This is a genomic window from Pseudoalteromonas sp. S2721, assembly GCF_005887425.1.
In the GTDB taxonomy this organism is placed as follows: domain Bacteria; phylum Pseudomonadota; class Gammaproteobacteria; order Enterobacterales; family Alteromonadaceae; genus Pseudoalteromonas; species Pseudoalteromonas simplex.
The window spans coordinates 1-12,867 of the sequence record NZ_PNCZ01000074.1 but is presented as its reverse complement, the minus strand read 5'-3'; the positions used below and the strand labels follow the sequence as shown (position 1 = coordinate 12,867).

12 protein-coding genes, 1 tRNA gene and 1 riboswitch are annotated in these 12,867 nt (G+C 44.0%); of the genes, 10 read left to right on the top strand and 3 right to left on the bottom strand.

Translation table 11 applies throughout. The annotated features are described in order from the left end of the window. Positions 1–58: 58 nt before the first annotated feature. Positions 59–2,158, bottom strand: coding sequence for a TonB-dependent receptor (locus CWC02_RS19360; RefSeq protein ID WP_138619832.1), 2,100 nt, complete (start codon positions 2,156–2,158; stop codon positions 59–61). A gap of 123 nt (positions 2,159–2,281) precedes the next feature. On the opposite strand from CWC02_RS19360, the gene CWC02_RS19355 reads away from it, so the two are divergent. From CWC02_RS19355 to CWC02_RS19320, 8 genes are all read left to right on the top strand, one after another. After that, positions 2,282–2,671, top strand: a complete 390-nt coding sequence (locus CWC02_RS19355; protein ID WP_138619831.1) for an acyl-CoA thioesterase — start codon at positions 2,282–2,284, stop codon at positions 2,669–2,671. A gap of 124 nt (positions 2,672–2,795) precedes the next feature. After that, the gene (locus CWC02_RS19350) at positions 2,796–3,197 is read left to right on the top strand and encodes an META domain-containing protein (protein WP_054554130.1); all 402 of its coding nucleotides are present in this window, start codon (positions 2,796–2,798) and stop codon (positions 3,195–3,197) included. Between the two features lie 63 nt (positions 3,198–3,260). Continuing rightward, positions 3,261–3,362, top strand: a riboswitch (TPP riboswitch). A gap of 145 nt (positions 3,363–3,507) precedes the next feature. Continuing rightward, on the top strand, positions 3,508–5,460 hold the full coding sequence (gene thiC / locus CWC02_RS19345) for a phosphomethylpyrimidine synthase ThiC (RefSeq protein ID WP_138619830.1): 1,953 nt from the start codon (positions 3,508–3,510) through the stop codon (positions 5,458–5,460). Positions 5,461–5,533: 73 nt separating this feature from the next. Then, a complete protein-coding gene (locus CWC02_RS19340; RefSeq protein WP_138619829.1) occupies positions 5,534–6,538 on the top strand; it encodes an FAD-dependent oxidoreductase in 1,005 nt (334 codons plus the stop codon). An 8-nt stretch (positions 6,539–6,546) separates the two neighbouring features. After that, positions 6,547–6,744, top strand: a complete 198-nt coding sequence (gene thiS / locus CWC02_RS19335; protein ID WP_054554133.1) for a sulfur carrier protein ThiS — start codon at positions 6,547–6,549, stop codon at positions 6,742–6,744. Between the two features lies 1 nt (position 6,745). After that, entirely contained in the window at positions 6,746–7,528 is a 783-nt protein-coding gene (locus CWC02_RS19330; RefSeq protein WP_138619828.1) for a thiazole synthase, read from the top strand. A 15-nt stretch (positions 7,529–7,543) separates the two neighbouring features. Continuing rightward, entirely contained in the window at positions 7,544–9,067 is a 1,524-nt protein-coding gene (thiE, locus tag CWC02_RS19325) for a thiamine phosphate synthase (protein ID WP_138619827.1), read from the top strand. A gap of 1 nt (position 9,068) precedes the next feature. Further along, positions 9,069–9,836 carry a HesA/MoeB/ThiF family protein gene (locus tag CWC02_RS19320; RefSeq protein ID WP_138619826.1) on the top strand — a complete coding sequence of 256 codons (768 nt, stop codon included), beginning with the start codon at positions 9,069–9,071 and terminating at the stop codon, positions 9,834–9,836. Positions 9,837–9,887: 51 nt separating this feature from the next. On the opposite strand, the gene asd is transcribed toward CWC02_RS19320, so the two are convergent. Together asd and rsgA are read right to left on the bottom strand one after the other, a co-directional pair. Next, the gene (asd, locus tag CWC02_RS19315; RefSeq protein ID WP_171043875.1) at positions 9,888–10,754 is read right to left on the bottom strand and encodes an archaetidylserine decarboxylase; all 867 of its coding nucleotides are present in this window, start codon (positions 10,752–10,754) and stop codon (positions 9,888–9,890) included. Positions 10,755–10,772: 18 nt separating this feature from the next. Beyond that, on the bottom strand, positions 10,773–11,831 hold the full coding sequence (gene rsgA / locus CWC02_RS19310) for a small ribosomal subunit biogenesis GTPase RsgA (RefSeq protein ID WP_054554137.1): 1,059 nt from the start codon (positions 11,829–11,831) through the stop codon (positions 10,773–10,775). A gap of 122 nt (positions 11,832–11,953) precedes the next feature. On the opposite strand from rsgA, the gene orn reads away from it, so the two are divergent. Both orn and CWC02_RS19300 read left to right on the top strand, forming a co-directional pair. Further along, positions 11,954–12,499: an oligoribonuclease gene (gene orn, locus CWC02_RS19305; RefSeq protein ID WP_054554138.1), complete on the top strand. Its 546-nt coding sequence runs from the start codon at positions 11,954–11,956 to the stop codon at positions 12,497–12,499. 177 nt (positions 12,500–12,676) lie between these two features. Next, a tRNA-Gly gene (locus tag CWC02_RS19300) sits at positions 12,677–12,752 on the top strand. The last annotated feature ends 115 nt before the right edge of the window (positions 12,753–12,867 follow it).

Below are 12,867 nucleotides of genomic sequence, written 5' to 3'. Positions count from 1 at the left end.
TCTAGGCTCTAGGCTCTAGGTGTTTGGGTGCTAGGTAAAAAACCTAGCACCTAATTGCTTATAGCTCGTAAATAAATGTCACACCGGCAACCATAGGTTCGCCAAGTTGTGTGTATGTATGAGTGGTGTAACCATCTAATGGGTCGTTACCAAACTCAAAACCACGGGTTGGTACGTCTTCATCAAATAAGTTACGTGCCCACGCATTAATGCTCCAATTATCACTTTCATAACCAAATGAAGCATTCACTAAATTAGTGCTTGATGCTTTTGAGTTATGGCTATCAGAGAAGTAGTAATCGTCTTTGCCTTCTACTCCAATTGATGCATAAAGTGCTGGCGTAAAGTTATAACGCGCAGTGAATGCGTATTGGTATTTAGGTGCTTGTGCTTGATCTCGACCATCTTGATCTAGGCCTGATTGCGCAACAAAGTCATTGATTTCTGTATTTAGATAACCAGCACTACCTGTTAGTAGTAAATTGTCAGTTGCTTGGAAGCTGCCTTCAATTTCTAAACCGTAGTTTTCACCAGAGCTGGCGTTATCGATATAGCCTGTGAATTTTTGGCCTTCAACTTGCCACGATTTTAGCTGCATATCTTCACGGTACATGTAGAAAGCGGCAAGACGTAACACAAACTTATCGTCTAGTGAGCTGCCTTTAACACCAAACTCACCGCTCCATAGGTATTCAGGGGCAAATGATGTGTGATTAGCAAAGAAATCAGCATCTAGGTTTAAGCCTTCGTCTTTTGCTTTTGCTAAAGCTTCAGAGTTAATACCGCCAGCTTTATAGCCACGAGTAATGCTGGTGTAGATCATAGTGCGATCTATCACTTGGTATTCAAGTGCAAGTTTACCGCCCACCATGACATCATCCGTTTCTTCAATAAAACCGTTGTTGTCGGTGTAGTCGCCCTGATACTGCTCAACACGCAAACCCGTAATTAAGGTTGTTTTTGGGCCGATAGGTGTTGCTAATTGACCATATGCAGCAATATTGCTGGTTTCATAATTAGATGCAAATGGTTGTGCCAGCCAAGTGTATTGACGTTCTAAGTCAACTTCGCGGCCTTGATAGTAAATGCCTGCGACCCACTCGCCAGATTTACCACTAAATTGCAGCTCAGCCGCTTGATCTTGGCGATCGCGAAAGTAAGCATCTGTTGAGCTATAGCCCCAATCATGCAAGCCAGCAGCACATAACTCAGGTTGGGCTTCATCATTACACACCCAGTCTTCGTCATAGCTGTATAACAGCTCGCTGTCGATACCAGATAGGTTTAGGCTAACATCAAAAAAGTCAAAGCCGGTGTATATGTTTGCTAGGCCAACCGCAATGCTTTCTTGGTTGTCTTGGCCTGGTTCATCAGCAACACTGTAACGGCTGTTATCTAATGTGAATGCGTCATAGCCGTTATTTATATCGATGTAATGTACATTCAGTTCAGTACGTAAATGCTCGGTCAATTGGCTGTGTAACTTAAAGCGAGAGACAAGCTCGTCTTGTTGCTGGGTATCTTCACCTAAATAACGGTTTTCTACATACCCATCAGACTCACGTTGATAAATGCTGGCGCGTACTGCTGTGTCGTCGGTAATACCCGTACCTGCGGCTATACCTGCTTCATAGCTGTTGTAGTTGCCCGCACCTAATTGTATTTTCACACTTGGGTCAAGAGTGGGTGTTGCAGATTCCATTTGAATCATGCCAGCTAAGGCATCTGCACCAAAGCGAGTTCCTTGTGGGCCGCGATAAATTTCAACTTGGTCGATATCAAATAACAGTGAACTGCCGCCTAAACCAGAGTAGTTAATACCGTCGATCACTAAGCCAACCGAAGGATTAATAGGGTCAACAAACTGTGAGCGTAAACCAACACCACGAATTTGCACGAAACGACCACGAGATGCCCCTGAGGTAAAGTTTACATTCGCTGCACTAGCAAGCATCTCATCTAAAAACTTTGCACCGCGTTGATTGATTTCATGGTCTGAAAACAAGCTTGCGCTGGCACTAAGGGTTTGAATGCTTTCTCTTTTGAAATCACCGGTAACTTCAATTTTTTCAAGCTCACCGTCTTCAGCGTAAGCAATCGAAGATGCTGCGAATAAAGGCAGGATGGCAGCAGATAATAATGATAAACGTCGTTTCATGCGGATTCTTAACTCCATTTTCGGGACTGCTATTCTAGCAACCTAGCTAGCCAAATGGCTATAAAATCAATTTTTATGATATAAACGCAGGCAATTATACGTAAATTGATTAGGAATACGACTATGACCTTTAAAGTAGACTTTAAAGTGCGTGATTATGAGTGTGATTTGCAAGGAATTGTAAACAACAGTGTTTATTTTAATTATTTAGAACATGCACGCCATGAGTTTTTACATGCCCAAGGTATCGATTTTGCAAAGCTCGCAAGAGAAAAAGTAAACCTTGTCGTACTGCGTAGCGAAATGGATTACAAGGCATCACTTATGCCGGGTGATGAATTTTACGTTGCCGTTGAGCCTGAGCGTATCAGCCGATTAAAGTTTGCTTTTAGGCAAACAGTGTATCGCAAACATGATCATAAAGTGATGTTGCAAGCTTTGGTGATTGGCACGTCAGTAAATAAAAAAGGTCGTCCTTTTTTACCAGAAGAAGTCGATAACTTATTCAAATAGTCTGCGTTGTTCTTTGATAAGCTAACTTAGAACAATTTTTTACAGATAAAACATGTTTTTTTAACGATCAATTGCGTTAAATGTTGTTATTATTACTACATTGAAATTTGAATAGTTAAAAAATATGAAGTTAGTAGCCTTGCCTCTTCTTTTTGTATTGTTTTGCATGGGCTGCTCATCGACAGGGACAGTCACTAGTGAGCAATTAAAATATACACAGTGGCAATTATCAAAAGTGAATGGTTTAGCTATTCCTGTATCTCAAAAAGCCTCTATACGCTTTATCGAAGCGATGCAGGTTAACGGCTTTGCTGGCTGTAATAAATTTTTTGGTGAAGGTGCGCTCAGCGAAGATACGCTAACGGTAAATAAGTTAGGTATGACTCGTAAATCATGTGGCGAGCAAGTTAATGAGCTTGAGCAGCAATTATTGTCAGCGCTAAAAGAAGGTGCGGCAATTACGCTAACAGGTGAGAAACTAACTCTGCAAGGCGAGCATCACTTTACCTTCATTGCAAAAAACTAAAGTGGCTTAGCTTGCAGCAATTTTTTAACTGGCGTACACTCAGGGCGTTTTAAAGAAACGAATTTATACTTGTCGGAGTGCCTTTAACAAGGCTGAGATCGCGAAAGCGGGATCCGTGAACCTGATCAGGCTAACACCTGCGTAGGGAACAAGCTGCCTCACTGGGCGCTTGTGCGCCAAATTTATGGGGCATAAGCGGCGCAGGCTGCACTAGTAAGCATTTAGCTTATTAACGATCCAATGGCGTTTGCCACTCTCTATTGCATTTGCAATATCTGACAAGACAACCCTTAAAGCAATGAGGTAAGTCATGTCAAACACAACAACTAAACCATCTCGCCGCGAAGTTCGTGCGGCAGCATCAGATTATATTTATAACTTAACGGGTCAACCCTTTCCTAATTCTCATAAAGTTTATGTAGAAGGTACACAAGACAATGTACGAGTAGGGATGCGTGAAATCACTCTCAGCGATACCTTCATCGGAGGCACTGAAGAGAACCCTGTATTTGAATCTAACGCACCAATTCGTGTTTACGATACCTCGGGCCCATACACTGACCCAGATTTTCAACTTGATGTGCGCAAGGGCCTTGAGAAATACCGTGAAAAGTGGATTGAAAGCCGCGGCGACACTGAAATTTTAGACTCAGTGACTTCGCAATTTTCTCAACAACGAATGGCAGATGAAGGGTTAGATCATATCCGCTTTGAACACCTACCAAAGATCCGCCGTGCAAAAGCAGGCAAAAACGTAACGCAAATGCATTATGCGCGACAAGGTATTGTGACGCCTGAAATGGAATATGTGGCAATTCGTGAAAACATGGGACGCGCTAAAATTCGTGAAGAGTTACTTGCAGCCCAGCACAAAGGCGAATCGTTTGGCGCTAGTATTCCTGATTTTATTACCCCTGAATTTGTGCGTGATGAAATTGCCCGTGGTCGCGCTGTACTTCCTAACAACATCAACCACCCGGAAACTGAGCCGATGATCATCGGCCGAAATTTCTTAGTTAAGGTGAACGCGAATATTGGTAATTCGTCGGTGACTTCATCAATCGAAGAAGAAGTAGAAAAAATGGTGTGGTCGACTCGTTGGGGCGCCGACACGGTAATGGACTTATCAACGGGTCGCTACATTCACGAAACCCGTGAGTGGGTGGTACGTAACTCGCCAGTGCCAATTGGTACCGTACCAATCTATCAAGCGCTTGAAAAAGTAAACGGTGTGGCTGAAGACCTAACGTGGGAGATTTTCCGCGATACCTTGATTGAACAAGCAGAACAAGGTGTTGATTACTTTACTATTCATGCTGGGGTATTGCTGCGTTACGTGCCAATGACGGCAAAGCGTGTTACCGGTATTGTTTCCCGTGGTGGCTCAATCATGGCGAAATGGTGTTTAGCGCACCATAAAGAAAACTTCTTATACACGCACTTTGAAGAAATTTGTGAAATTTTAAAACAGTATGATGTGTGTTTTTCATTAGGTGATGGTCTGCGCCCAGGCTCTATTGCTGATGCTAATGACGAAGCCCAGTTCAGCGAATTACGCACTCTAGGTGAGCTGACAAAACTTGCTTGGAAACATGATGTGCAAGTGTTCATCGAAGGCCCAGGCCATGTGCCAATGCATATGATCAAAGAGAACATGGAAGAGCAGCTAAAACACTGTGAAGAAGCACCGTTTTATACTCTTGGTCCATTAACCACGGATATTGCACCGGGGTACGATCATTTCACATCAGGTATTGGCGCTGCGCAAATTGCTTGGTACGGCTGCGCTATGCTTTGTTATGTAACCCCTAAAGAGCATTTAGGCTTACCAAACAAAGAAGACGTTAAAGAAGGTTTAATCACTTACAAAATTGCTGCTCATGCTGCCGATTTGGCAAAAGGCCACCCGGGTGCGCAAGAGCGTGACAACGCATTATCAAAAGCACGCTTTGAGTTCCGTTGGCACGACCAATTTAACCTAGGTTTAGACCCAGAACGCGCCCGCGAATATCACGATGAAACACTGCCACAAGAATCAGGCAAGATTGCACACTTCTGCTCTATGTGTGGCCCTAAGTTCTGCTCGATGAAGATCACTCAAGAAGTACGTGATTACGCCAAAGATCTTGAAGCTAGAGGCATTGATCCAAATAACGTAGGCGATACTATCGAAATCAAAATGGTCGATGTTGAAGCTGAAATGAAAGCGAAATCAGACGAGTTCAAAAAAACGGGCTCTGAGATTTACCACAAAGCAGTTTAATTGATGGAGCTAGGCATCAGCGATGGGCTTTGGGTTTTTACTTAGGGCCTAGAGCCTAGCGCCTAGAAAGTTTATGTCTTTAAAGATAGCGATACTGGGCTTTGGTTTAACTGGCCGTTTAACTGCATTGGCACTTGCTAAAGAGCATCAGTTAAGTGTGTTTGAGCAAGATGATGAACATGCTAGCAACAGTGCAGGCAGCGTTGCTGCAGCGATGTTAGCCCCCCTTGCAGAATCAGTCTTGTGTGAACAGGATTTAGCCCTACAAGGGCTTAATAGCATCACTCGTTGGCAGCAAATTTTAAGTGAGCTCGATGACGCTGTGTATTTTCAACAAACAGGCAGCTTAGTGGTTGCTCATCAGCAAGATAAGGGCGATTTACAAAGTTTTGTGAGCCGCTTAAAACCGCTTGAAAGCTATCAGGCACAGGCATTGGTTGGTACTCAAATTGCTGATCTTGAGCCAGAACTAGCTGGGCGTTTCCATCAAGGTGTGTATTTACCTTGTGAAGGGCAACTCGATAATCAGGCATTTTATAGTGCTAGTTTTAAAAAGCTTACCTCGCAAGGAGTGCAATTTAACTTTAGCTGTAAAGTTGAATTGAACGCCCATAAAGTGAATGGCCAAAGCTTTGATTATGTATTTGATTGTCGCGGCTTAGGTGCAAAACAGGCTGAACCTTTATTGCGTGGAGTAAGAGGGGAGGTGGCGCGTTTATATGCACCAGAGGTGAACTTAACCAGACCAATACGGCTGATGCATCCGCGTTACCCAATTTATATTGCTCCTAAGCCAAACCATCAATTTGTGATTGGTGCGACTGAAATCGAATCGCAAGACCGCGGTAAAGTCACCGTGCGCTCGGCGCTGGAGCTATTGTCTGCTGCTTATACGGTGCATAGCGGATTTGCTGAAGGGCGTATCGAAAGTTTGCAATCGGGGCTTCGTCCTGCGTTTGCAGACAACCGCCCGAAAGTCACTAAGCAAGGTCGAGTGATCAGTATTAATGGCTTGTACCGCCATGGCTATTTACTTGCGCCTAAAGTGGTTGATGATGCAGTGAGCTTAATTGCTTAAGGATAAAAATGAATATTTTAATTAATGGTCAGTCAGTTACAGTGAATGACAATACATCGCTCACTCAGGCGTTGAGCCAGTTTGGCGCAAGACCTCCATTTGCCGTTGCCGTTAATGGTGACTTTGTACCGCGCAGCCAATGCGATGCTAAACCCCTCAATGAAGGCGACAGCATTGAGTTATTGTCGCCAATTCAAGGAGGCTAAGATGGATAGTTTTTCGGTTTATGGTGAGCAATTTACGAGTCGTTTACTGATTGGCTCAGCACTGTACCCTTCGCCGCGTGTTATGACAGAGTCGATAGTGGCCTCACAGGCTGAAATTGTCACCGTTTCATTGAGACGTCAGCAAAGCGTTGCTGCGGGTGATGATTTTTGGCAATTGATAAAAAACACTGGGCTAAAGGTGCTTCCAAATACGGCGGGTTGCCATAGTGTGAAAGAAGCAGTGACCTTGGCACAAATGTGCCGCGAAGTGTTTGCCACTGATTGGATCAAGTTAGAGTTGATTGGTGACGAATATAATTTACAGCCAGATCCATTCGCACTGCTCGAAGCCACTAAAATTTTATTGGCCGATGGCTTTAAAGTTTTGCCTTATTGCACAGATGATTTAGTGCTGTGTCAGCGCCTCGCTGATTTAGGCTGCGAAGTATTAATGCCTTGGGGGGCACCGATTGGCACGGGTAAAGGCTTGCTGAATCCTTACAACCTAAAAATGATCCGTGAGCGCTTGCCAAACCATACGTTAATTGTTGATGCGGGTTTAGGTTTACCATCCCATGCCTGCCAAGCGCTTGAATTAGGGTATGATGCCGTATTATTAAATTCGGCAATTGCAGGTGCAGGTTGCCCAGTAACGATGAGTAAAGCGTTTAAAAGTGCTGTTGAGGCGGGGCGATATAGCTATGTGGCTAAAGCGATGCCAGAGAAAGACGTAGCAAGCCCATCAACGCCGACGCTTGGAATGCCATTTTGGCATCAAGAATAAAATGTGAGGAATAACATGAATCAGGTTGTATGGACCATAGCTGGCTCAGATTCGGGCGGCGGTGCAGGAATTCAAGCCGACATCAAGGCAATGCAAAGTTTTAATGTACATGGCTGTACGGTTATTACTGCTTTAACGGCACAAAATAGTTTAGGTGTAGAAGCACTTAACCCGATTTCAACAGAAGTGATTGAGTCGCAACTATTAGCCTTAGCCAGTGATATGCCTGCCAGCGTGATTAAAATTGGCATGCTTGCCAATGTGCAGCAAATACAGCTTATTAGTGAGCATTTAAAACATTACAAAGCAACCTGGGTAGAGCCGCCTTTGGTTGTTTATGATCCGGTTGCCATTGCTTCAAGTGGTGATTTATTAACAGAAGAAGATACCGTTAGTGCCATTAAAGAGTGTTTATTACCATTAGTCGATGTAGTAACACCGAATACCCACGAAACGCAGCTCTTAACCGGTGTTTATTTGATTGGCCCAAGCGCAGTGAAAGAGGCCGCAGAGAAGTTAAAAGGCTATGGTGCAAAAGCGGTGATTATCAAAGGGGGGCACTGGGATTACCCAAGTGGCTATTGCATTGATTACTGCGTGCAAGGTGAGCAGGAATATTGGCTTGGTAACGAAAAAATTCAAACTCCGCATAGTCACGGTACTGGATGCAGTATGGCCTCTGTGATTGCTGCGTGTTTAACCAAACAGTATCCTCTCAAAGATGCCTTTATTTTAGCGAAAGCCTATATCAACCAAGGATTAAAAGCAGCCGTTCGTTATGGTGAAGGGATTGGCCCCGTTGCACATACTTGCTTTCCAACAAATTTAGCAGATTACCCACAAGTCATCGAGGCGGGAAGTTGGCTGGGTGATGAGCTCGACTTTGATTGCCCGGTTGATTTTACCATGGCAGCAGGTTTTGCCGAGTGCGACTCTAAACAGCTTGGTCTATATGCCGTTGTAGATACGGTTGATTGGTTAGAGAAGTGTTTAGCCGAAGGGGTTAAAACCGTTCAATTAAGAATGAAAAATGCAGACGATGCAGCACTTGAAGAGTCGATTGCAAGTGCGGTTTTGCTGGGGCAGAAGTACGATGCACAGGTATATATTAATGATTATTGGCAATTGGCGATTAAGCACGGCGCTTATGGTGTGCATTTAGGACAAGAAGACTTACAAACCGCTAATTTAATTGCCATAAAAGAGGCAGGGTTACGCTTAGGTGTGTCGACTCATGGCTTTTATGAAATGCTACGTGCACATAATTACAGACCAAGTTATATGGCGTTTGGCGCTATTTATCCAACCACCACCAAAGACATGACAGGGCAGATTCAAGGCTTAGAAAAGCTCGAAAAATTTGTGCCGTTAATGGCCGATTATCCAACGGTTGCGATTGGAGGCATTGACTTATCGCGTGCTGAGCAAGTTGCGAGCACAGGTGTTGGCAGTGTTGCCGTAGTACGTGCGATTACTGAAGCCGAAGACTACCAAGCCGCCATTGCCACGTTAAAACAGCTGGTCGAAGGTCAGCCATAATATGAGCGCGCTAAGCGACAAAGAGCAAATTCGTTATAGCCGACATTTGCTATTAAAAGAGGTGGGGCTTGCGGGTCAGCAAAAGTTAAAGGCTGCTCATATTGTGGTTGTCGGAGCGGGTGGACTTGGCTCCCCAGCACTTTTTTATTTAGCGGCTGCAGGAATCGGTACGCTCACTTTGATTGACGACGATAAAGTTGAGCTTTCAAATCTACAGCGACAAATACTCTATAAAGTAAACCACATGGGGCAGGCAAAAACACAGGCGGCTGCCAAGGTGTTAAGCAGTTTAAATAATCAAATAACGGTTAAACCTCTATGCCAAAAGCTTGATGAAAGTAACTGTGCTGAGCTACTTGAAGGTGCTGACATCATCCTCGATTGCAGTGATAACTTTGCTACCCGGTATTTGGTTAATCGCTATTGTCTAGCTAAATCTATCCCACTTGTATCAGCTGCCGCTATTGCAACGCAGGGGCAGGTGATGAGTTTTGATTTTCGTGATGAACAGAGTCCTTGTTATGGCTGTATATTCCCGCAAACGGAGGAGCAAACAGCGCTTAATTGTGACAATGCAGGGGTATTGAGCCCATTGCTGGGTGTTATGGGGAGCATGCAAAGTTTATTGGCTATCAATATATTGCTTGGCCATAAAACGGGCAGCGAGTTTATTCAATTTGATGGGCTAACACTAATGCAGCAGCGCTTTAATATTCAAAAAGACAGTGAGTGCTCGGAGTGTAATCGTGGGGGTAGGCGCGGTTTATAGTGAATTTTAAGCAAACCACTTTTGCTCAAGTGGTTTGCTTAATTGAACTTATTAGTCGTTAATTTTCGCAAATGGTGTGCCCATGCGGGTTACTGTTTCTGGGTGTTGATCTGATAAGAACTCAGCCTGATTTGCACCCCAGGCTAAAATAACGGTAGAGCCTAATTTAAAGCGACCCATTTCTTCACCTTTCTTCAGAGTAATCGCGTTGTCACCTGTGGTTGGGTAATTCCAACTAAATACATCTTTACCTGCTGGTGGCGTTACTGTGCCTGCCCAAATAGTCTCGATGCTAGCAACAATTGTTGCACCTACAAGCACCATGGCTAGCGGGCCAATTTCAGTTTCAAAGATAGCCACAACACGCTCGTTACGAGCAAATAGGTTAGGTACATTTTGTGCTGTTAACGGGTTTACCGAAAATAAATCACCTGGTACGTAAATCATTTTGCTCAGCGTTCCATCAACAGGCATGTGAATACGGTGGTAATCTTTAGGCGCTAAATAAATAGTGGCAAATTTACCGCCTAAAAACGGCGCTGTGTCTTCTTCTTTGCCACCAAGGAGTGCTTGTAAGCTGTAGTCATGGCCTTTTGCTTGGATGATTTGACCGTCGACTACATCGCCTAATTGGCTAATTGCACCATCAACTGGGTGAGCAATAATGTCGCTATCTTCAGCAAGTGGACGAATACCTTCTTTTAATGGGCGAGTAAAAAACTCATTAAAAGTTTTGTAATGAGCTGGATCTGGGTATTTAGCCTCACTCATATCAATTTTGTATTGTTTGATAAACAATTTAATTAAGGCCGTTGTTAAGCCACCCGCTTTTGCTGCTGCTAATTTGCCAACCATGCGCGAAATGAAATGTTTTGGCATGGCATATTGCATAGCAATTTTGAATTTATCTAAACTCACTTGTTATTTCCTAAATAGTTATACGCGAGGAGCGCGTGCACCAGCACGGCCGTCGGCCATAGTTTCTAAAATTCGGTGGTAACTGTCAAAACGAAGTTCTGAAATTTCACCATCATCAACAGCTTGGCGAATTATACAGCCAGGATCGTTTAAATGTTTACAATCGCGAAAACGACAGCCACCAATAAAGTCACGGAACTCTTTAAAGCACCACGTAACGCGCTCAACATCTAAATGCCATAAGCCAAACTCACGAATTCCCGGTGAGTCAATTAGGTTACCACCACTTGGTAAATGGTGTAATCGCGATACGGTTGTTGTGTGTTGACCAAGGCCGCTGTTCTCAGATACTTCTTGGGTTAAGATGTCAGCATCTGGCAGTACAGTGTTCACTAAGGTTGATTTACCCACACCACTTTGACCAACAAAAATGCTGTTTTTATCGACCAGTTTTTGTTTAAGCTCATCAATGCCTTGACCCGTTTTATTACTGACTAATAGTACTTGATAACCTAGCTCACGATAGATATCGAGAATTTCATCAATAAAAGCAAGGCCTTCATCGTCAATCAAATCTATTTTATTAAGCACTAAAATTGGCTCAATCCCCATGTCTTCACAGGCAACTAAATAGCGGTCGATAATGTTTGGTGTAAACTCAGGCAATACCGCAGAGACCATTAAAATTTGGTCGATATTGGCAGCGACGACTTTCACCCCGTCATAAAAATCAGGGCGCGTTAGTTGTGAGCGACGCTCATGGGTTGCTTCAATAACGCCAGCTAAGTCGCCTTCGCTAACTTTTGCACGGCGAAAAATAACTTCATCACCACAAACAAGGCTCGATACTGTTCTGCGTATATTACAGCGCAATACTTCGCCTGACTCGGTTTCGATATCGGCATGTTGGCCAAATCGACTGATCACAACCGCATTTTCGGCAGGGCCTAAATTGTCATTTTGCCATTGCACAGTTGCCCCTTTCTGTTGCTTTTTGTCTGCATTAGAGAGGCGTTTTTGATGATTGGCCTTAATTCGACGCGATTGGCCTTTACTTAATTTCTTTTGTTTTGCCACTTTTGGCCTATAACTTGAGTAAATGTCGGGCTTTTTGAAAAAAAAGCTTTAGGTCGACTGATGATACTAATATGATATATCTAAATGCGTTGGATCTAAAGGAAAGCACCGCTAAGGTAACTATGTCTTTTCATAAATCAAATCTTATCTGGCTCGACCTAGAAATGACAGGCCTCGAACCAGCAACAGATAAAATACTCGAAATTGCCACTGTTGTCACCGACAGTGATTTAAACATCTTGGCTGAAGGCCCTGTTATTGCTATTCATCAAAGCGATGAACTGCTTGATGGCATGGACGAGTGGTGCACAACTCAGCACGGTCAATCTGGTTTAACAGCTCGTTGTAAAGCAAGCACATTCACTGAACAAGATGCTATTGATCAAACATTGGCATTTCTAAAGCAATGGGTACCTGCGGGTGCTTCACCTATGTGTGGTAATTCTATCGGCCAAGACCGCCGTTTTATGAATAAGTACATGCCTGAATTGGAAGACTACTTTCACTACCGTAACCTTGATGTGAGTACAGTTAAAGAACTTGCACGTCGTTGGAAACCTGACGTATTAGCGCAAGTGAACAAAAAAGGTTCACATCTAGCCCTCGACGATATCAAAGATTCGATCATGGAATTAAAGGTTTACCAAGAAAAATTCTTTAATTTGTAAAAAACATTTGCAAACACATCGGATTATTGTAGAATCCTGCCCCGCTTAAGACGTTAACCCCCGCGGGGTTGGCATGTCTCTAAGTAATTGAATGCGGCACTAGCTCAGTTGCCAGGACGTTTTACCGCAACCTTCAAGGTTGTGCACCAACGGACAAATTACTGACTACTTTTGAATGCGGCACTAGCTCAGTTGGTAGAGCGCAACCTTGCCAAGGTTGAGGTCACGAGTTCGAGCCTCGTGTGCCGCTCCAATATCGGAAGAGCAGAGTTCTGACCTCCAGTCACGGGATGCCATGGCGTATGCGGGGTGCTGGTTGAGACAACACCGGGCGGGGCGGGGGCGGGGGGGGGGGGGGGGGGGGGCGG